19 protein-coding genes and 1 riboswitch are annotated in these 21,693 nt (G+C 46.0%); of the genes, 12 read left to right on the plus strand and 7 right to left on the minus strand.

What is annotated here, in order from left to right; genetic code table 11:
* The first annotated feature begins 417 nt into the window (after positions 1-417).
* The 6 genes from PO771_RS16305 to PO771_RS16330 all read left to right on the plus strand — a co-directional run bounded on the left by PO771_RS16305 (position 418) and on the right by PO771_RS16330 (position 9,508).
* A complete protein-coding gene (locus tag PO771_RS16305) occupies positions 418-4,902 on the plus strand; it encodes a glutamate synthase-related protein (RefSeq protein WP_272560693.1) in 4,485 nt (1,494 codons plus the stop codon).
* Positions 4,903-5,077: 175 nt separating this feature from the next.
* Positions 5,078-6,145 carry an FUSC family protein gene (locus PO771_RS16310; RefSeq protein ID WP_272560694.1) on the plus strand — a complete coding sequence of 356 codons (1,068 nt, stop codon included), beginning with the start codon at positions 5,078-5,080 and terminating at the stop codon, positions 6,143-6,145.
* 67 nt (positions 6,146-6,212) lie between these two features.
* A riboswitch (SAM riboswitch) is annotated at positions 6,213-6,335 on the plus strand.
* 91 nt (positions 6,336-6,426) lie between these two features.
* On the plus strand, positions 6,427-7,620 hold the full coding sequence (locus PO771_RS16315) for a 2,3-diketo-5-methylthiopentyl-1-phosphate enolase (RefSeq protein WP_272560695.1): 1,194 nt from the start codon (positions 6,427-6,429) through the stop codon (positions 7,618-7,620).
* Position 7,621: 1 nt separating this feature from the next.
* Complete coding sequence (locus PO771_RS16320; protein WP_272560696.1) at positions 7,622-8,299, plus strand: MtnX-like HAD-IB family phosphatase; 678 nt, start codon at positions 7,622-7,624, stop codon at positions 8,297-8,299.
* A complete protein-coding gene (locus PO771_RS16325; RefSeq protein WP_272560697.1) occupies positions 8,296-8,943 on the plus strand; it encodes a methylthioribulose 1-phosphate dehydratase in 648 nt (215 codons plus the stop codon). Before PO771_RS16320 ends, PO771_RS16325 begins: the two co-directional genes overlap by 4 nt.
* A gap of 31 nt (positions 8,944-8,974) precedes the next feature.
* Positions 8,975-9,508: a 1,2-dihydroxy-3-keto-5-methylthiopentene dioxygenase gene (locus PO771_RS16330; protein WP_272560698.1), complete on the plus strand. Its 534-nt coding sequence runs from the start codon at positions 8,975-8,977 to the stop codon at positions 9,506-9,508.
* A gap of 80 nt (positions 9,509-9,588) precedes the next feature.
* Here the strand turns inward: PO771_RS16330 and PO771_RS16335 are convergent, their stop codons facing one another.
* Positions 9,589-11,100 carry a multicopper oxidase family protein gene (locus PO771_RS16335; RefSeq protein WP_272560699.1) on the minus strand — a complete coding sequence of 504 codons (1,512 nt, stop codon included), beginning with the start codon at positions 11,098-11,100 and terminating at the stop codon, positions 9,589-9,591.
* 233 nt (positions 11,101-11,333) lie between these two features.
* Here PO771_RS16335 and PO771_RS16340 point away from each other — a divergent pair, with 233 nt between their 5' ends.
* Positions 11,334-11,528 carry a helix-turn-helix transcriptional regulator gene (locus PO771_RS16340; RefSeq protein ID WP_272560700.1) on the plus strand — a complete coding sequence of 65 codons (195 nt, stop codon included), beginning with the start codon at positions 11,334-11,336 and terminating at the stop codon, positions 11,526-11,528.
* Between the two features lie 11 nt (positions 11,529-11,539).
* A complete protein-coding gene (locus PO771_RS16345; RefSeq protein ID WP_272560701.1) occupies positions 11,540-11,947 on the plus strand; it encodes a DUF6442 family protein in 408 nt (135 codons plus the stop codon).
* Positions 11,948-12,026: 79 nt separating this feature from the next.
* On the opposite strand, the gene PO771_RS16350 is transcribed toward PO771_RS16345, so the two are convergent.
* The 6 genes from PO771_RS16350 to fabL form a co-directional block, all read right to left on the minus strand.
* The gene (locus tag PO771_RS16350; RefSeq protein ID WP_422664960.1) at positions 12,027-13,697 is read right to left on the minus strand and encodes a glutamine--tRNA ligase/YqeY domain fusion protein; all 1,671 of its coding nucleotides are present in this window, start codon (positions 13,695-13,697) and stop codon (positions 12,027-12,029) included.
* Positions 13,698-13,796: 99 nt separating this feature from the next.
* Complete coding sequence (locus tag PO771_RS16355) at positions 13,797-15,545, minus strand: ABC transporter ATP-binding protein (protein WP_272560702.1); 1,749 nt, start codon at positions 15,543-15,545, stop codon at positions 13,797-13,799.
* A 64-nt stretch (positions 15,546-15,609) separates the two neighbouring features.
* Entirely contained in the window at positions 15,610-16,140 is a 531-nt protein-coding gene (locus PO771_RS16360; protein WP_373681351.1) for a DUF402 domain-containing protein, read from the minus strand.
* 46 nt (positions 16,141-16,186) lie between these two features.
* The gene (locus PO771_RS16365; RefSeq protein ID WP_272560703.1) at positions 16,187-16,615 is read right to left on the minus strand and encodes a GNAT family N-acetyltransferase; all 429 of its coding nucleotides are present in this window, start codon (positions 16,613-16,615) and stop codon (positions 16,187-16,189) included.
* Positions 16,616-16,739: 124 nt separating this feature from the next.
* On the minus strand, positions 16,740-17,030 hold the full coding sequence (locus PO771_RS16370; protein ID WP_272560704.1) for a hypothetical protein: 291 nt from the start codon (positions 17,028-17,030) through the stop codon (positions 16,740-16,742).
* Positions 17,031-17,831: 801 nt separating this feature from the next.
* The gene (gene fabL, locus PO771_RS16375; protein WP_272560705.1) at positions 17,832-18,584 is read right to left on the minus strand and encodes an enoyl-[acyl-carrier-protein] reductase FabL; all 753 of its coding nucleotides are present in this window, start codon (positions 18,582-18,584) and stop codon (positions 17,832-17,834) included.
* Positions 18,585-18,722: 138 nt separating this feature from the next.
* On the opposite strand from fabL, the gene PO771_RS16380 reads away from it, so the two are divergent.
* From PO771_RS16380 to PO771_RS16395, 4 genes are all read left to right on the plus strand, one after another.
* Positions 18,723-18,947, plus strand: a complete 225-nt coding sequence (locus PO771_RS16380) for a hypothetical protein (RefSeq protein ID WP_272560706.1) — start codon at positions 18,723-18,725, stop codon at positions 18,945-18,947.
* 111 nt (positions 18,948-19,058) lie between these two features.
* Positions 19,059-19,667 carry a superoxide dismutase gene (locus PO771_RS16385; protein WP_272560707.1) on the plus strand — a complete coding sequence of 203 codons (609 nt, stop codon included), beginning with the start codon at positions 19,059-19,061 and terminating at the stop codon, positions 19,665-19,667.
* Between the two features lie 573 nt (positions 19,668-20,240).
* The gene (locus PO771_RS16390) at positions 20,241-20,900 is read left to right on the plus strand and encodes a hypothetical protein (protein WP_272560708.1); all 660 of its coding nucleotides are present in this window, start codon (positions 20,241-20,243) and stop codon (positions 20,898-20,900) included.
* 84 nt (positions 20,901-20,984) lie between these two features.
* Positions 20,985-21,665, plus strand: a complete 681-nt coding sequence (locus PO771_RS16395; RefSeq protein ID WP_272560709.1) for a Bax inhibitor-1/YccA family protein — start codon at positions 20,985-20,987, stop codon at positions 21,663-21,665.
* Positions 21,666-21,693: the final 28 nt, after the last annotated feature.

Raw genomic sequence — 21,693 nt, forward strand, 5'->3', positions numbered from 1 at the left:
TTATGCAATATGACATTCAGTATTTCCCGATGTTTGCGCATACAAAAGAATGAAAAATGTAATTTTACATACGAACATTAATTAAATATTATAAAATAATGTTCGTATAAATCGATTAGCACTGTATATTCTAATTTTTTAATTAATTCAAATTTGACTTAAATAAATCGCTTTCATGTGAATATTTAATCATTTTCTATATTGTAGCGTTCGTCATTTCGTGATATTCTATAAATACTTTTCCGACAGTTCAGTTTACTTTCACTTTGTCGAATTGATTCGGAAGTTTGGTTTTCGTACACGAAACGGCATGGATATAAATAGAAAACAGCCGTGAATTTACCTCGATTCCGATACGGACAGCGAGAGATTTATTGTTTATTTAGGAGGTGAAGGTCAGTTTAGCTGACCGAAACGATGAAGAGAGCAGATTTCGGTAATTTTCGCAATCATCTGGCTGAAGAACATGATAGCTGTGGGATTGTCGCCATTATTGAGAAGAACGGACAACCGCATCGTGATAATATTTCTAAGATCATCGATGCGCTAATTAAGATGGAACACCGTTCCGGTTTTATCGACGGTGAAGGTGATGGTTGCGGGATTGTCGGTGATATCCCACGCCAGTTGTGGGCGAAGAAGCTTGCCGCTGCCGACAAATCAGCCGAGTTAGCTTACTCTTCTTCCTTTGCTGTAGGTCATATCTTCATTCCGACTACAGGACATAATGTAGAAGACGTGAAAGCAGGCATTCGTGCCATGTTTGCATCTGCTTCGCTTACCATCGAACTTGAACAAGTGAGTGCAGTGAACAGCCATGTACTTGGCAAGAATGGTCGAGCAGACGAACCTGTATTCTGGCAGATCGCATGCCAATACACAGGAGCAAATAAAATCGAAAACGAACTGTTTGAGCTGCTCATCACGATTGAAGAAACCTACAACGTACATGTTGCTTCCTTAAGCAACTACTCAGCTTCCTATAAAGTCATGGGAGCAGCAAACATTTTGCCAGAATATTTCCAAGATATTCAACAGCCAGAGTTTGCTTCTTCTGTTACGATCGGACATAATCGCTACTCTACCAATACATTATCTAACTTCTTCCGTGTGCAGCCATTTACAATTCTCGGCCATAACGGAGAAATCAATACGATCCGCAAACTTGAAAATGAAGCAGAAATGCTTGGCGTTAGCCTCGTAGAAAGCGGAAGTGATTCACAAAACATGAACCGTACTGTAGAATCACTCATTCACCGCTATGGTCTTTCCTTATTCGAGGCGATGGAAATGATCTTCCCGCCAATTATTAATGAAATGAAAAACCTGCGTCCAGAACTGCAGGATTTATATGTATACTACCGTCAGACATGGGGGCATTATGCACAAGGCCCAGCTGGAATCATCTCCCGCTACGGCAATGAATGTATTTTCAGTGTCGATGCACTCGGACTGCGTCCAGTATGGATGGTTGAAAGCGAAACATCCTTATATTTCTCTTCTGAACAGGGCGTAATCCCGGTTTATGAAATGGTAAGTGAACCAAAAGCGCTGGCTCCGGGTGAGAAAGTCGGCATACAACTGAATCCAGGACAGCCGATTACCGTTCTCTCTCACAGCGATGTACAAAATAGCATTCTAGAACGATCCGGGAAACGCGCAGATTTTACAGGCTTCCGCGCACAACTTTCATTCCCGAAAATAGCTAAAGCAAAGGCACCATTTGATGTTCTTGAATCTGTAAACAATCAACAGTATGCAGCATTTGGTTGGGAGCGCGAGCACATTCAACTCGCTGAACAAATGTCTACTAACGGTGCCGAACCCATTCGTTCTCTCGGTCATGATGCACCGCTTGCAGCCATTTCTAGTGCACGTCAGAATCTGGCTGACTTCATTAAAGAGAGTGTAGCAGTCGTTACCAATCCAGCGATTGACCGTGAACGTGAGATTGAGCATTTCTCGACACGTATGGTACTTGGTGGACGTCCTGATCTGTTCCCGCAAAACGGAACGCTCACTGCCAGCATTGAAGTTCCATCTCCGCTCCTGCTTGAAGGTACAGAAATGCAAGAACTTGCTGATAAGCTGAATACCGTTTCTGTTGAACAATTAATGGAACATTTCGGTGACCATGAGCATATCCTTCCAGTGTTTTTCACAGCAGGCGAAACAATTCCGCAAGCACTCGACCGGATTGCAACCAGTGCGATACAATCCGCACAAATGGGCGCTCGTGTCATTTTACTTGATGATAGTGCTTCTCATCAGGATGAACAGTATTGGATTGATCCACATCTGGTCATCTCCAAAGTAGATCAGGCACTCAAAACAGCTCCATCCACATCTGGCAATTTACGTCGTCAGGTAAGTCTTGTACTTCGTTCTGCTGCGATTCGCAATCTGCATGACCTTGCAATTGCATTTGGTCTAGGAGCTGATGCGGTATCTCCGTACCTCCTGTTTACTGTTGCATATGCAAAAGGAGAAGTACAAGCGGTAGAGAATCTGTATAGCACGCTGACGAAAGGTCTTGAAAAAGTTATTTCAACGATCGGAATTCATGAACTTCGTGGCTATGCCCGCCTGTTCTCCTCCATCGGTCTGCATACAGAAGTGGCGGACGTACTAGGTATCGTAAACTTCTGCGGCAGCAATACATCCGGTACATCATTTGCCGACCTGGAAGCAGACAGCAAAGCACGTTACGAAGAATTCGGCACAGACGAGGCACGACCAGCGAAGGTTTTCCATATGTGGCCGCGCGTCTGGAAATCAATCGGGGAAGTAGCATCCGGTAGCCTTCCATACCGCGAATTCGCTGATAAATTGATCGAGCTGGAAAAAGAAAATCCGCTCTCGATTCGTCATTTAGCCGACTTTGCTATAGAAAAAGCAGAAAAATCCGTCGACTCAACAACGGTAGATACTACGATCGGTGAACACAGTCTGCCGTTCCTCATCTCTTCGATGTCGTTCGGTTCACAAAACGAAACGGCATTCCGCGCTTATGCCGAAGCAGCTGACCAATTAAATATGATCAGCCTCAACGGTGAGGGCGGTGAAATTAAAGATATGCTGGGCAAATATCCACGAACACGCGGACAACAGATTGCATCCGGACGCTTCGGGGTAAACGTCGAGCTTGCTAACTCGACCAACTTGCTTGAGATCAAAATCGGTCAAGGGGCAAAACCAGGTGAAGGCGGTCACTTACCGGGCAGAAAAGTAACAGCAAAAGTTGCCGCAGCTCGTAACGCTACACTCGGTTCTGACTTGATCTCTCCGTCGAATAACCACGATATTTATTCGATCGAAGATCTGGCACAAATTGTAACTGAATTAAAAACAGCGAACCACCAGGCTAAAGTCTGTATCAAAGTACCGATTGTACCAAACATCGGAACCATCGCAGTCGGCGTTGCCAAAGCAGGTGCAGACTACATCACACTCAGCGGATTCGATGGTGGTACCGGGGCAGCCCGTGTCCACGCCATTCAACACGTAGGTCTGCCGGTTGAGATCGGCGTAAAAGCAGCACATACTGCTCTGATCGAAGCCGGATTACGCGATCAAGTAGAACTGTGGGCAGATGGCGGTGTGAAAGGTGCACACGATGTAGCAAAACTGATCTTACTCGGTGCCAACCGCGTTGGCTTCGGTACACTGGCTATGCTGGCTGTTGGCTGTACAACATGCCGCGGTTGTCACCTCGATACTTGTCATGTCGGGATCGCAACACAGATCGAGTCCGTAGAAGAAGCGCAAGAGCACGGCCTGCGTCGATTCGTACCGCGTGTATTTGACGTAGCAGTCGGAAATCTGAAACGCCTATTTACATCAATTGGTGAAGAACTTTGTGCGATTACAGCTGAACTTGGCTTCGACCGTGTACAGGATATGGTTGGTCGTGCAGATATGCTGGTACAAACTCATGGTCTGGCGCAGATGGACCTGTCCGCTATGCTGACAAGCGCTCCATTCGCTCCTGCTGAACCAATTGAAGCTCGTGTACTCGTTGCGCCGAATGGTGAAATTATCGAAGAAGAGGACAGCTACGCCTCACCAAATGCACCGATCAACGAGACGTTCACAAACGTATTAAGTGATCAGCGTGTGCTCGGAAGCCGTTATTCCGGTGCCCGTGTCAAACCATACCTGGATGGCAGCTATGTAAATCTGCCGGAAGTCTCGCTCACATTTGCAAATGGCTGTGTACCAGGCAATGGTCTCGCAGCTTTCAATGCAGAAGGTGTATCCATCCGCGTACAGGGCGGTGCACAAGATGGCGTCGGTAAAACTGGATTCGGTGGACGTGTGGCGATTATGAAATCACCAAATACACGCGGCGAATTCATCAACGGCTCCGTGGGCAAAAGCTTCTGCTATGGCGCACAAAAAGGTTTGTACATTGTACAGGGTAACGCAGATGCACGCGCCTGCATTCGTCTCTCTGGAGCCGATGTCATTATCGGTGGAGAATTAAAACAACCATTAAATGATGCAGCTGGCGGTATTGGCGCACGCGCCAATATCAAAGGTTTTGCGTTTGAATATATGACCAATGGCCGCGCACTCGTAATGGGTGATCCAGGTCCATGGATGTGCTCTGGTATGACTGGCGGTACTGTATACCTTCGCATCCAGCCAGAATTAGGCCTCGACGAAGCAGCCATTAAACGTCGTCTGGCTAAAGCGGCTAAAGTAACGATCCAGCCGCTGAATGCAAAAGGCCAAGAAGACGTAGCTTACTTGCTTGGCGAATATATCGCAGAGCTTGAAGCAAGCGGACAGCCAGAAAAAGCAGCAGACATCGCACGCCTGCTTGCAAATGCAAGCGAGCACTTTATGATGCTGACGCCAGTGAAAGAACAGGCTGATCCATCGATTGCTACTGAATAATTGTGTTTCCTTTTCACCTGCACAGCTCCCAACTTGCAGTGTGAGTTACCACCTTTACCGGCAGCCGCTCTCTCCCAGGAGCGGTTGCCTTTGTTTTTTCATCTAAATAAACTCCTTACTTCTATCCATATTTCGTGGTACTATACATTATTAGACAACTATATAGGGAGGATCTATGCGAGTCGGAGCCCGTATTATCAAAACAGCCATTGCCCTCATCGTCGCTCTGTTCGTCTGCAACTGGTTCGAACTAAAGCCACCAGCCCTTGCTGCAATTGCTGCTACGCTCAGTATTCAGCCGACACTGTACCGCACCTGGAAGCAATTACGTGAACAGTTAGAAGCAAATGCAATCGGAGCTGTGCTCGGTGTGGCTGCTGCGTATTATCTAGGGTCAGAACCGATCATTGTCGGTGTCGTCGTCATGATCGTCATTCTGATTAATTTACGCTTAAAACTCGAAGAGAGTCTTGTTCTTAGTATCGTAACGGTTGTATCTGTTATGGAGACACAGACAGGCAACGATTTGATGTTTGCCTGGAACCGTTTTTCTCTAACTGTCATCGGGATTTTCTCTGCGGCACTCGTGAATGCCGTATTCTTGCCACCTCGCTATGAGAAGCGCCTGCTTGACGAGGTAACAAAACTAAGTGAGAAATTCTCCTTGCTTATGCGAACACTGATCCATAATGAAATGGAAGAAAAAGCGTTCCGGACGGAAAAAATCAAGATTAAAACAGGATTTAAAAGCGTAGAAACACTATATGACTTATACACAGAAGAAGTAACTCGCTTCCGCAAAGTTACATATTCTAGCAGCAAAAAACTGGTCATATTCCGACAGATGCTGGTCGTACTCTATAAGGAAATGGATATGCTTCGCACCTTTGAACGGCATATTTATTCTTCCTTCGAGACGGATCATCATTTGTTCCCACTCATCCAGAAACAGATTGAAGAATTAACTACGTATCACCAGGACATTCTCATGCTGTATGAGGGAGTACTCAAGCCGCGTGATACCGGTCAGATGCCAGAGCCCATTTATGAAGAAAACCAACGTCTCCTGCATGAATTCATGTCCCTCTATCCAAAAGTTAAACATACACCTGAGGAAGAAGATGACGGACACTGGCTCCATTTGTTCCCGGTCGTATCCGAGATGCTCGAGTATGCCAATCAACTCGAACATTTAAACAAGCTTGTATACGCGTATCACACACATACCGGGGAAGAAAATTAAAAAAGATAGTTGACACATTATTCTTTACCACTTAGAATTTGAAATATAATTTCAAATCGTACGAAAACGCTTATCGCGAGAAGGCTGAGGGACTGGCCCTATGACGCCCGGCAACCTGCCAGCTCACCATTCTTGGTGAAAAGGAAAGGTGCTAATTCCTACAGAATGAGTTCATTCTGAAAGATAAGATTGACGCCTTATTTTGTATGTTAGCGCCCTCTTTCTTTCTGAAGGAGGGCGTTTTTTGTATACCATTCCGTGAGAAAGGCTGGTTATAAACTATGAGTGAATTCATTACGGTAACGTATCAGACAGAAGGTAAAGATTTATATAAAAAAGCACAGGGCATCGCGGTCGGTATGACGGTCGGCAGCTGGACTGATCTCCCACTTGCCCGCCAGGAACTGCTCGCACCCTATCTTGGAAGTGTAGCGGATGTTCAGATTGAGCGCGAAGTAAATGGCATCCAGCAAGGAACAATTGCGATCAATTATCCGGCTGGCAACATTACAGCCGATATTCCGGCTCTGCTCACAACCGTGTTCGGCAAACTGTCGATGGATGGAAAAATCAAACTGCTCGATATTGAATTCCCACCTTCCCTGCTTGCTCAATTTCCTGGACCAAAATTCGGCATTACAGGCATCCGAGAGAAACTTGGTGTGTACGATCGTCCACTTCTGATGAGCATCTTTAAATCATGTCTCGGCCTACCGCTTGAAGACCTGGAAACACAGTTCGCCGCGCAAATTGAAGGTGGAGTGGATCTTGTCAAAGACGACGAAATCTTTTTTGTTGATGATCGCGCTCCGCTAAAAGAACGTCTGGCTGCTTATAACCGAATCATCGAACAGGCTGGACGCCCTGTGCTGTACGCAGCCAATCTGACTGGTCCAGTACATGAAATTGTTGACCGTGCCAAATATGCGATTGAGAACGGAGCAAACTGCCTGCTGCTGAATGTGCTGCCATATGGCTTCGAAATTTTGCATCGTCTTGCTGCTGACCCGGATATTACCGTGCCGCTGATGGCGCATCCATCACTTGCAGGTGCTTTCTATCAAGCAGCGGACTACGGCATCGCCTCTCCGCTCCTGCTTGGTAAGCTAAACCGTCTTGCAGGTGCAGACTTCATTCTATATCCATCTCCGTATGGCTCGGTAGCACTCGAACGTGAAGAAGCACTGGCTATCGCTGACCACGCCCGGACTAAACAAAGCGCAGGTGCTCCGGCCTTCCCGGTTCCATCTGCTGGCATTCACCCGGGTCTTGTGCCGCAACTATATGAAGATTTCGGCACAGATGTCATCATTAATGCAGGCGGCGGTGTACATGGTCATCCGAATGGAGCGGCTGACGGTGGTCGAGCGTTCCGTGCTGCCATCGACGCAGTCGTAAATGGGCAGACATTGCGAGAAGCAGCTGCAAATAACGCTCCGCTTGCAGTTGCGCTCGATAAGTGGGGTGGCGCATAACATGAGTAAAAAAATTGTGATCTTTTGCGACTTTGACGGCACGATTACTGAGAAAGACAACATTATTGATATCATGGCTGAATTCGCTCCGCCAGAATGGAAAAGTATCGTAGATGATATGTTTGCTAAAAAACAAAGTCTGCGTGCTGGCGTCCATGCGCTTTTCGCTCTGATCTCCAGTGAGAAGCGTCAGGAGATGACTGACTTCGTATTACAGCGCGCCGTCGTTCGACCTGGTTTCGGAGAATTCGTCGACTTCTGTCATACGCATGAAATCGAACTGCTTGTGACAAGCAACGGCATCGACTTCTTCATTGAACCGATTCTTGCTCCGTATGCAGATCGTATTCCGAAAATTTATTGCAATAAGGCAGACTTCACAGGCGAATATGTTAACATCATCTATCCATATACATGTGATGAGCACTGTGATGTGGACTGCGGCATGTGTAAAACAACTGTGAATCGCAGCTATCGTAGCGATGACTATTTCAAAGTCGTGATCGGAGACAGCATTACCGACCTAGAAGGGGCAAAAATTGCTGATGCGGTGATCGCTCGTGCGTATCTGGAAGAAAAGTGCGAAGAGCTTGGTATTGCATACGACCGCTTTGCTGATTTTTATGACTGTATCGACGCACTGAAACGACTTCACGTAAAAACGGAGGGAGCATCATGAGCACATTCACACATGAAGCCCGCCAACTTGCATTTCAACAGTTGGATCAGGCCAAACTTACCTTCGCCGCCCGAGGCTGGTTCCCCGGTACAAGTGGCAATCTATCAGTCAAAATCAGCTCTTCTCCCCTGCTAGTTGCCGTAACAGCCAGCGGAAAGGATAAAACCCTCTCGACGCCAAATGATTACCTTGTCGTCGATGCTGAAAACAAGCCGTACGAAACGACGTCGCTTAAACCGTCGGCTGAAACACAAATTCATACCGCAATCTATCGTAACATTCCGAAAGCAGGAGCTGTATTCCATGTTCATACGATTGCAAACAATCTCATCTCTGAGCTATACGGCGATGTCGGCTATGTAACCTTGCGTGATCAGGAGCTGATCAAAGGTCTCGGAATTTGGGAAGAAGGTGCCGAGATTCGCATCCCGATCGTCGAAAACTATGCGGATATCCCAAAACTTGCGAATGCTGTGGAAAATGTTCTCGATCCACGCATCCCTGGAGTCTTAATTCGCAACCATGGCATTTATGCCTGGGGCGGCAATGACTTCGAAGCAAAACGTCACCTTGAATCATTTGAATTTTTGTTCTCGTATCATCTTCAGTGGCTGCAAGTGCGCCACTTAGCCGTACAGGCATAATCCTATTACTTTTATACAGGGGGTAGTAACGATGGCATACATTACATTCCGTGATACACAGGAGCAAATCGTAAAAGGACACGAAGTTGCTCAGTATCTGCAAACACAAGATGTTATTTATGAAAATTGGGGTGTGGAGCGTCTAACTGGTGAACTGAAAGAAAACTACACGCTCACTGATGAACAAAAACAACAAATCATCGAATCATTCCGCCCAGAAATCGCTGAACTGAGCGCACGCCGTGGCTATCAAACCGAAGACATTATCGTGCTTTCTGATGCTACTCCGAACCTTGATGCCCTCCTCGATAAATTTAAAGCCGAGCATCATCATACAGACGACGAAGTACGCTTCTGCGTGGATGGGCACGGCATCTTTACACTGAAAGCTACGGATGGTCGCTACTTCGATGTTGTCATGGAGCCAGGCGATCTGATTTCGGTTCCAGCCTATGCACGTCACTGGTTCACGCTATGCGACGACCGTAAAATCAAATGTATCCGAATTTTCGTTACACCAGCAGGCTGGGAAGCGATCTATGAGGAGCCGAGCACTCAAGCATAACATTTGTACAACAAAAAAACAGGAGGATTCTTCTTTACGAAGAGCCCTCCTGTTTTCATTTCCTCAATAGAATTCTCATCTTAATCCGGGAAGTTACCCGATTTTCCGCCGACACGATATGGAGTACTGACCCCTTCATAGTTCATCATCGTACTCATGCCGTATGTGGCATGCGGCAGGTTGTGGCAGTGCAACATCCATAGACCTGGATTTTCCGCTTTGAGCATAATTTCATACGTTTCACCCGGACGTACGAGGATATTATCCATATACAACGGGCTTCCGCTGATTGGCTTCCCGTTCCGGGTTAATACTTTGAATGCATGGCCATGTAGATGCATCGGATGGTCAAGCTTACTCGGATTGCGGAATGTCATTTTAACTACATCGCCTTTTCTCACCATCAGATGCGGAATGTCCATACCCGCCTTCCCGTTGATTGTATACACAAGCTTCGGATTGCCGTTCTCATCTTTTACGATCGCATCTCCTAGCGTCATATCATACGAGCGGGTGGGCTTGATTGTGGAGAGCGCATCGGCTTTTGGTTTTCCATATGCATAAATATCAACCACCGGGTATGAGGCAATCTTCTCCGCAGGAGGTCCTGCATTTCCCTCACCACTACCAAAATTCATGCGCAGCAACTGCCGCGCTTTCTCTTCCGTATCTCCGCTTACGACTTGTACAGACCCACTAGCTGGCATGCGAAACAAGAAGTCCATTCGCTGGCCTGCACCAATGGCAACCAGCTTATTTTCAATTTTGGTTGGTTCATTCAAGTCGAACCCATCAATGGAAAGAAGCTGATACGGAGCACCAACGACTGTCATGTTATGTGTGAAATTATCGGCATTGATGAGACGAACACGAACCATTTCACCTGGCTTCGCCGCAAATGTCTGAACTTTTTCTTTTCCATCTACCATGTAGTACGTATCTAAAAGCTTTAGCAGCATGACCGCATAATCACGGTCATATTTCCTTTCTTTTGGCTCGATGATTAACTTGCCTGCCAACCCTTTTTTTGCCTGTTCAGCACTATACTGATGCGAATGATACCAGAATGTTCCGGCACGTTGCGCGACAAACTCGTATGTGTAACTCTCTCCTTGCTTCACTGCATCCTGTGTAATGCCTGCTACCCCATCCTGAGAGCATGGAAGTTCTACACCATGCCAGTGAATCGCTGTTGATTCTTTCATTTCATTTTTCAGATGAACGCGAACACGATCCCCCACCTGTACACGTAACTCCGGTCCAGGAACTGTGCCATTGTACGTCATCACTTCTACTTTTTCACCGGAAGCAAGCTGAATGGTCTTTGTCTGCGCGACCAGTGTAAATTCTTTTATCGGACGCTTCACGGTATCCGGCACAAATTCTGTACACGGTGTAACGTGCTCCATCCCTTCATGCTCTCCACTCTCTGAATGTGCTGACGCGTGTGTACCCGACATGTCCATGCCTTCTTCTGGCATTCCACCGGACTTGGCTGTGTACATGTACATCCAGTATCCACCGACAGCAATCAGGACAGCACATAAAGCAGCGCCTAGCCACATGCGTGTTGTGCTGCTGAATCGTTTCATTTTACCTATACCCCCCAGACCATATATACTCGTCATTCTATGGAATTGGCTAGAATAGGTCAAGTTATAATCCTGTGAACACTGTTTCCAGGCTACTTTCTTCTATGTTCTTCATATCCTAAAACAAAGTGTGTTCTTGACCATTTAGATTTTTGTAAAAAGTTTTTGACATTATTTATCGTTTACTTCTATAATGGGAATGTAAAAAGTTTTTTACATAAGGGTGGTGAACAATGGAGAACCACATTCGTGAACTTCGCAAAGCAAAAGGAATCTCACAAGATGAGTTAGCGCGACTTTGCAGCGTCTCTCGCCAAACCATTAACGCAATTGAAAACAATAAGTATGACCCGACGCTAAAACTAGCTTTTGAATTGGCTCATACACTCGCCGTGACAGTCGATGATTTATTTATTCCAGAAAGATAAGGAGCAACCTAATGACTACTGCACAAAAAAAGCTCATTATTACTGTGCTTTGGCTATCCGTCATTGCCGTTTGTGGCCATATTATTTATACATATCTTATGAAACAAACAATAAATCCGTATGGCATTTTCGCTCTCAGTATTTTCATCGCTTCTTTGTTTGAATTTCATACTTTTGGTCGCACAAGCTACTTGAGGAGTCATTACGATAATGAGCCTAGAGATGAGCTAGAAGAACACATTGTGAAGACAAGCAGCAAGATCGGATACTTTGCTTTGATGGTTATTCTTTTACTTATTTATGGAATTTCAGAGTTTAAAAACGAAAATACCGCTAATTTGCCTTTGATGCTTGCACTTTGTGCTTCTATTGTTACATTGCCCATCATTCAATTCATCGTCGCACAGAAGTATAAGTAACCTGGACTCATAATTACAACAAGAAGAAGCTGTCCTTTATCATGCAGGACAGCTTCTTCCTTTTTGCTTGATATTCTTATTATTTCTTCGGCAATTTAAAAGAGCTCTTCAGCGATACGATCAGATTGAATACAAGGTTGTCTGCTGTCGTATCTTTCGGGTCAACATTGAAATAACCGTGGCGGAAGAATTGGAACTTATCATGTGCTCTCACATCTTTCATGTTCGGCTCCACAAATCCTTGTACCACTTCAAGCGAGTTCGGATTGACGTTCTCCAAGAACGACTTCTCCTCATCTTCCTGTTCATCGAGAATAAGCGGCTCGTATAGACGGAATTCAGCCGGGACAGCCTGTGTCGCTTCTACCCAGTGAATCGTACCTTTCACTTTACGAGCATTAAAATCTGATCCGCTTTTTGTTTCCGGGTCGTATGTGCAATGCAGTTCCACTACATTGCCATTCTCGTCCTTAACGAAGTCGTTACACTTAATAAAGTATGCATGCTTCAGGCGCACCTCATTTCCAGGGAACAGGCGGTGGTATTTGCTCGGTGGCACTTCCATGAAATCATCTTGCTCGACATAAATCTCACGGGAGAATGGAATCTGACGAATACCCATCTCTGGATTTTCCGGGTTGATCTCCGCATCCAGCATCTCAACCTGTCCTTCTGGATAGTTCGTGATGACCACTTTAAGCGGACGGAGTACACCCATCGTACGCGGTGCTTTAAGTTTCAAGTCTTCACGAATGAAATGCTCAAGCAATTTTTCATCTACTGTACTGTTGCTGCGAGCGACACCAATCTCCCGGCAGAATGTGCGAATCGCTTCCGGCGTATACCCGCGACGGCGCAGACCCGAAATCGTTGGCATGCGCGGGTCGTCCCAGCCATCAACATGCTTCTCGTCTACGAGAAGTTTAAGTTTACGCTTGCTCATTACCGTATTCGTCACGTTTAAACGGGCAAATTCGTACTGACGCGGGCGAGCTTCCATCTCGCATTCTTCGATAACCCAGTCATACAATGGACGGTGGTCTTCGAATTCCAGCGTACAGATCGAATGCGTTACACCTTCAATCGCATCTTCAAGTGGGTGCGCGAAATCATACATCGGATAGATGCACCATTTATCGCCTGTATTATGATGTTCCGCATGAGAAATACGGTACAGAACCGGGTCACGCATGTTCATATTCGGAGAACTCATATCGATTTTGGCACGAAGCACTTTCTCGCCGTCTTTGAATTCGCCTTTACGCATCCGCTCGAACAAATCAAGATTTTCTTCCACAGTACGATTGCGATACGGGCTCTCTTTACCTGGCTCTGTCAGCGTGCCACGCATTTCACGCATTTGCTCTGGTGTAAGCTCACATACGTACGCTTTCCCTTTTTTGATCAGCAGCACTGCACGATTATACATTTCTTCGAAGTAGTCAGAAGCAAAGAACATGCCGTCCCATTCAAAACCGAGCCACTTCACATCTTCCTTAATCGATTCCACATATTCTACATCTTCTTTCAGCGGGTTCGTATCATCAAAGCGCAAATTCGTTTTGCCCTTGAATTCATCAGCCAGCTCAAAGTTTAGGCAGATAGACTTAGCGTGTCCGATATGTAAATAGCCGTTTGGCTCCGGCGGAAAGCGAGTTACAACCGTATCGACCTTACCTGATTTCAGGTCGTCGGTGACAATGTTCTTAATAAAATTCGATGTCCCTGGATTCGTTTCCAATTGAATCACCTTTCTCCATACAATGTAAAATAACATACGTTTTTTTATCTATCATAGCGTCTACGCTATAAGACTTCAACCATATGAGAAAAGATACAGCAAGCTGTATTAACTCTCATCTAGATTTTGTACCGTGAACAACTTATAGTACGCTCCTTGCAGCGCCATAAGCTCCGCATGAGTTCCCTGCTCGCGGATTTGTCCGTTTTCGATCAACACAATTGTATCAGCATGTGTAATCGTAGATAAGCGATGTGCCACAATAAAGGTTGTGCGATTATGAGCAAGCTGTTCAAGTGCCTGCTGGATAAGATGCTCGGATTCGAGGTCGAGTGCAGACGTCGCTTCATCGAGAATAAGAATGCGTGGATTTTTGAGAAACACACGCGCAATCGCGATGCGCTGCTTCTGCCCACCGGACAGCTTAACACCGCGCTCCCCAATCTCCGTATCGTAGCCGTCTGAGAGCTCCATAATGAAATCATGCGCATTGGCTGCTTTAGCAGCTGCGATGACTTCCTCCTCGCTTGCCTCCGGGTTGCCCATCAGAATGTTTTGGCGGATTGAATCACTAAACAAAATATTATCCTGAAGGACCATCCCAATCTGGCTGCGCAGGCTCTTCATCGTTACATCTCGTACATCATATTCATCAATCCGAATGCTACCGCTCTCTACATCATAGAAGCGTGGAATCAGACTGATCAGCGATGATTTCCCTCCACCGCTCATCCCGACAAGCGCCACTGTTTTTCCCGGCTCTACGGTCAAGTTGACACCGCGCAGCACATCTTCCCCCTCAGCCGTATAACGGAAGCGTACATCGTCGAACTCTACCCGACCATCAATGCGCGGCAATTCACGTGCCCTCGGCTTATCGGTAACATCATACTTCTCATCGAAAAACTCAAATACACGATCCATCGATGCATACGCCTGCGTCATGGTAGTTGAGGCATTCACCAGACGACGAAGCGGTGCATACAGTCGATCTAAGTACGCATAGAACGCGACCAGTTCTCCGACGGTCAGCGTTCCGTTCACAACTCGATAGCTTGCTACCATAATGACAAGCAGCGGCGCAATATCGGTAATCGTATTCACCGTCGCAAATGTTTTCGCATTCCAGCTCGTATGGTCAAGTGCTCGGGTCAGGAAATTTTGATTGCGTTCATCGAACTGTCCCTGCTCGTGCTCTTCTAATGCGAAGCTTTTAATAACCGGGACCCCCTGAACACGCTCATGCAGATGCGCCTGCAGTGTCGCAAGTGCCTGTGAGCGTGTACGGGTTAAGCTGCGCAGCCGCGAATAAAAATATTTGATCGAAAATCCATACAACGGGAACATACAGATCGAGACAAGCGTCAGCCACCCATCCATCGATGTCATAAGGGCTACAGCGATCAGCAATGTGACAAGATCAAGCCAAATATTCATCAGCCCCGTGTCTACGAAGCTTTTTGTTTGCTCAACGTCATTAATAACCCGGGAAATGACCTCACCTGCGCGATGGTTATGAAAATACCGGAGTGACAGCTTCTGAATATGGTCAAAGGCTCGACTGCGGATATCGTACAGCACGCGATTCGATACAGACTGCGCCAAATACTGCCGCCAATATTCAATCGGCCAACGCACAACCGTAAAAATAAAAAACACCCCGGCCATGATCCAGCCAAGCTGCGTAAGCTTAGCATTCACATCACCCGGTTTAATCAAAATATCATCTACCACATATTTAAGCAGCAGCGGCATAATAAGCGGGATGCCAAATTTTATGATCCCTACGGCAATCGTGGCGATAATGCGCGTCCAGTATGGTTTTACGAACAGCAAATATCTCTTGATGCTTTCCATGCTTCTCCTCCTTACTTTTACAGCTAAAATGATAAAAAACTCCTTTCCACAAAGAAAAGGAGTCTTACTGATTCTTCAGCTGCAAATACCGTTCATACCAGCGTTCAACAAACCCAGGATGAAACGGTCCCCTCCGTTCCTGTATCCAGGTTACAACTTCCTGAACACCTTTGTGTACAAGCTGAATTACATCCTGCGGATACTGCATGCGGCGGCTATGTAGCGCGAACTCTTCCTTATCCAGAATGTTATAGCTCATATCCGGATACACCTTCACATCAAGATCGTAGTCGATGTAGGTTAGCAGATCATTGCGGAATAAAAACGGTGAGCCAATGTTGCAGTAGTAATAGATGCCATCTGTCCGAATCATCGCAATCGTATTAAACCACTGCCCCCGTCCAAATGTGCAGATCGCCGGTTCACGCGTCCGCCACTCCCGCCCGTCCGATTCTGTTACGCGGACGTTGTCATTGCCGCCAATCAGCACGGTGTCACTTCTGTGTAGGAGGATCGTTTTGTCCCACGAACGGTGGAACAACTGGTCGTGCTTATAGCTTTCAATGCGAAATGGAGTGCCGGGTGATGTCATCACGCTCTCCTTCCTTCTTCATAATATATGAGCTGTATGGTTTACTCATTCAGCCCGCGTCGGATTCCGGATCAATTTTCTTGGATAACGTGATGTATTCCTTTATTTCATATCCTAACGAACTGTAGAAAGGAAGCACCTTTTTATTATCCTGATTTACCATAATAAATACTCTCGTAACGCCGCGCTGGCGGAATCGCTTCTCAAGCGCCTCGACAAGTTTACGCCCCAACCCGTGCCCCTGAAGCTTCGGGTCCACCGCCAATCGGTAGAAATAACCGCGCGTGCCGTCGATCGTTCCAACGATAACGCCAGCTACCTGGCCTTCGTATTCAGCAATCATAACAAGGTCACTGTCCCATGCTAACTGCCTAGCCAATGCGTCAAGTGTTTCGGTTTCCGTTTGTTCGAGCCCTGTTTCTTCCCAGATGCGAGTGATAAATGCATAATCCCCTAAGCGAAACGACCGTATTAACACGCCTATGTCCTCCCTGCCTTTTATCTTTTCTTATTTTACACTACCTGTAGAAAAATGTCCCGTGCGAAAACGTACAGGCTATGAGTCCACAAAAAAGCCTGCCCTATACCAGGCAGGCTCCTTACTATACTTCACAGGATTGAAGAGCATTCCATCCACTGTACAGGCGACGAACCTCTTCTTCCTGCTCATTCATCTGTATACAAGTCACTTCAATCATTTGCTCAATTCGCAATAACGCTTCATCCACTTGGTGCAGGGCCAATGTATCAATCTGTTCTCCTCCAAGAAGTATTGTACGGCGATCCGTTAAATCCATTCTCATCCATCTATAGACAGATAGCATTTGGCGATGCTCCGCCAGACGATCAGACATTTCCGCTTCCCAGGTCAATACTTCTTCTAGAGGGTACATGATTCATTGCCCCTTTCATTATTCTGTTTTTTTACCTATTCCACTAATCAAATTGAAAACCCTTTCATAAAATAAGGTATTTGTGAACATTCCTTGAAAATTCATCCATATATTTGGTTAGTATATGTAGCACAATAGCAGAAAAGAATGGGGGGCGAACGAGATAGTTTTTGTAGTATCGACAACGTGTGGTGGCGGGAGTGGGAGAAGAAAGGAGCCGTTCACTTCGGTATGCTTGCAGGAAAGTGATAACTGTCCGCTCCAGGAGCCCAGCGAACGTGCCCGCAAAGAAAAGCCTCCGATGCTAATTCACTGAAAGATTACGGGCCAAGGCTCGTTCGCCGTTCTCCTTCCGCTAAGTAGGCGCATACAGGCGCTCTCTTACTCCTTCCTTCTCCCACTCCCCGCACAACGTTTCGGTTTACAAAAAACTCTCGTCGCTACAATGGATTTGCTCGGGTCGTAACTGGCTTTTCGAAAGACAGCTTTCTTATTTTTTATCTACATAGCAAAGCTCAGCCTCTTATACTGCTTGATGATTTTTATCCAAAGTGCGCTAGGAGCGGGATCGGGTGGGGCAGCGGAACGCCTGTACGCGACTCCCCAGCGGAAGGGGCCAGGTGAACGGGCTTTTGCCCACAATACTTCAATGCGCATACATCGTAGATCCTCTTTTGTGGGCGAGTTCACCTAGCTCCTAGAGCGGACAGTCCCAACTTCTCCGTAAGCGTACAAAAGTGACGAGGTCCCACCCGATCTCGCTCCTCCACCACACTTTGAAGAAAAACGCATCACACCAATCTATAAAAGAACTGAGATCCCCCCATCTACAACAAGCGTCTGCCCACGAATCATGGATGCCTGATCAGAAAGCAGGAACATAACGGCATTGGCCAAATCTTCCGGTTCAACCATACGACCGGCCGGAGTACGAACTGCCGCGTCCTTAATGATTTCTTCCCGGTTTGGGAAATGTTTAAGTGCATCCGTGTCGACCGCTCCGCCCGATACAGCATTCACAGAAATATTCATCGGCGCAAGCTCAATGGCCAGATAGCGTGTCAGTGATTCAAGTGCTGCTTTTGATACGCCTACCGTTGTGTAATTCGGAATTACAAACTGAGAGCCAAGACTTGAAAGACCAACGATTTTACCGCCGCCTGTTTTCTCCATCAGCTTCGCAGCTTGCTGCGCACAGAACAAATACGCACGGCTGTTAATGTTCATCGTCCAATCCCAGTGCGACTCTTCAATTTCCATCAAGGGACGGAGCACGCCGGATGCTGCATTGCTAACAAAATAATCTAGCCGCCCAAATTCCTGATCGATTTCTTCGAACATTTTTTTACTGTTATCTTTATCTGCGATATTTCCCTTACTAAGATGTACACGCACACCTTTCGCTTCCAGTTCAGCAGCAGTCTCACGTGCTGCTGTGCGGTTGCGCAAATAAGTAATCACAAGATCGCATCCCTGCTCAGCCAGACGCAGGGCAATGACTTTACCAATCCCCCGCGTGCCGCCGGTAATAAGCGCTACTTTGCGTTTATTCATATAGATAGCTCACCCTTCCTTTCGTTCATTCCCTTTTCCTATGTATGCTCTCGAGTATATCATACGTTTTCCGTCATGTTTAACTGCTGTCTGACAGGGAACGTTAGTAAGAGAATCCGCCTTAGGAGGTGAGCAACCGTGTACATTGGGCGAAAACTTGATGAACTTGATAACATCCCCCTTGCTGAATGGGATATGAAGGAGCTTCTGTATCATCACGATATGATGGACAACCTTGTTTCATACTTGAACACGCAGGGAAATAGTCGCCACAAGCAAATCATTACTGAAATCGAAAAACGCGGCGGACGCGGCGGTGACCACGGGGCCTGGGATCACAGCTCGCGCATTATTTACGATTAGCACACTATTTATTATACTTTTTTATTTGTATTGTATTGAAATATGGAATGAGTACGCTATAATAAATATGAAAAACAAACTCGTTACCAAATTTTGAAGGAGGAATTTATCATGGCTAAATTCGAATTACCAGCTCTTCCTTATTCTTTTGATGCTCTTGAACCGCATATCGATGCGCAAACAATGGAGATCCACCACGATCGCCATCATGCAACATACGTGAACAACCTGAACGCAGCACTCGAAGGCCACGCTGACCTGCAAGGCAAATCAATCGAAGAACTGCAAAACCTTAATAACGTACCAGAAAGCATCCGCACAGCGGTTCGCAACAATGGTGGCGGTCACTACAACCACAGCCTGTTCTGGGAAATCATGTCTCCGAACGGTGGCGGCGCGCCAACAGGCGAAGTAGCAAAAGCAATCGACGCTTCTTTCGGCAGCTTCGACAAAATGAAAGAAGAATTCGCAAAAGCAGCGGCAACTCGTTTCGGCAGCGGTTGGGCATGGGTTGTTGTTGACGGCGACAAACTGGCTATTACAAGCACTCCGAACCAAGATAACCCGCTGATGGAAGGTAAAACACCAATCCTCGGCCTCGATGTTTGGGAGCATGCTTATTACCTGAAATACCAAAACAAACGCCCAGATTACGTTGGTGCATGGTGGAACGTAGTAAACTGGGATGAAGTAAATAAACGCTACGCGCAAGCGAAGTAATTGTACTTCTTTTGTTCAAGAGTAAGAGGACAGTCATTGTGGCTGTCCTCTTTCTTTTCTTGGGGGCTGTTTTCTCCAAAGTGTGGTGGAGGAGCCGGGATCGGGCGGGGCCTCGTCACTTCGGTACGCTTACGAAGAAGTTAGGACTGTCCGCTCCAGGTGCCAGGCGAACTCGCCCACAAAAGAGGACCCACGATGTATTCGCATCGAAGTATTGTGGGCAAAGGCCCGTTCGCCTGACCACTTCCGCTGGGGATCGCGTACAGGCGTTCCGTTCCCCCGCCCGATCCCGCTCCTAGCACGCTTTTGGTAAACACCATCAAGCAAGATCAAGATGCTAAGCGTTGCTATGTAGATAAAAATAAAGGAAGTAGACTTTTAGCAAGCGTACCGAAGCGAACGGCTCCTCCCTTCCCCTACTCCCTCATCACCAAATGTTGTCGATATCACAAAAAAGCTATCCCCGCCGCATCATCCGTTCCAAACACCGATTTATTTGTTCGATTGTTGGAACATTAAGATGGGGTGGAAAGATGAAAAAATCTACTGTACTTACTATATGTATTGTTTATTTTGATTATGAATATATCTCACTTCGTTATCGCTAAAGAAATAGATAAAAATAAGGAAGAACGACAAAAATGTTCAAAATATGAACATCATGGCTGGAATGAAGGATACGATATTGGACTTACGAGTGGAAAAATGATTGAAAAAAATGAGACAATTAGACGTTTACTCCATGCAGGTTTTACAGACAAGGACATAATGAAATATGCAGATGTATCGGCAAAAGAATTAGAAAATATGAAACGTGTATTAGAAGAAACAAATGGAAAATTACCAGAAGACCCTGATTATAGTCGTTGGTTGGAAAAACATTGGTGGAAATGGAAATACGGGATTGATGTTGAAGTTAGATGGCCACGAACAGCGCGAGAAGTAAAATTGGAGCGAGTGATTATGTCCAATCTATCTTCTGCGATTCAGGGTGCTATACAAGAGTATTATGGGGAACCCAAGCCATTTGAGTGCCCACAGCTTATCGAATTAGAGCCTCTTCCCGAATACGGAACTAAAGATGGAACATTCAAATTCAAACTCAAGGTACGTGTACGGGTTAAACAGGATGAAGTTATGATGTGGTTTGACAACGTACATTCCAATTATTATAAATTATTGAGTATCCAAACACGACATTTAAAAGAGCAAGAACCTCTTCCATGTGATTGATAAAAATCATGAAACTAGAAATCTTTGGATAACGTATACTATACTATAGAAGAGAAGTAAAAACTTATAGTGAGGTGACTGAATATGGACTTAACTGGTGTTATAACAGAACAACGTCGCTATATGCAGCGCGTTTTTTCGTGGATGTTTGCCGGGCTGCTTATGACAGCAATTGTGGCATATGCATTAAGCCTCAATGATAATGTCTTAGCCTATTTCTCTGCGAATCCATTTGCACTGTTTGGTATTATTATTGCTGAACTCGTTATGGTCTTTTTCCTTTCTGCCCGCGTTCAGAAGCTGTCTGTTACTACAGCAATGCTGTTATTCTTCGTCTATGCGGCATTGAATGGGATTACCTTCTCTCTTGTGTTTGCCGTCTATACGACAGCATCCATTGCTACGACTTTTCTCGTAACAGCCGGAATGTTTGGGGCAGCTGCCCTGTATGGGTATGTGACAAAACGTGATCTGTCCCGCATGGGTTCGATTCTGTTCATGATGCTGATCGGCCTGCTGCTGGCGACTCTGGTGAACTTTTTTCTTGCCAGCTCCACGCTGTACTGGCTTACAACGTATGCAGGAGTTATTATTTTTACAGGCCTGACTGCGTATGATATCCAGGCGATTCGTGAAGCAAATGTTATCGGAAACGAAGGCTCAGATGACGATACAAAAGAAGCAATTATGGGTGCGCTCATTCTGTATCTCGACTTCATAAACCTGTTCCTTTATCTGCTTCGTATTTTTGGAAATCGCGATTAAGCAACGACAAGAAAAGGCAGGCGATCCT

This window comes from Aneurinibacillus uraniidurans, assembly GCF_028471905.1.
Classification (GTDB): domain Bacteria; phylum Bacillota; class Bacilli; order Aneurinibacillales; family Aneurinibacillaceae; genus Aneurinibacillus; species Aneurinibacillus uraniidurans.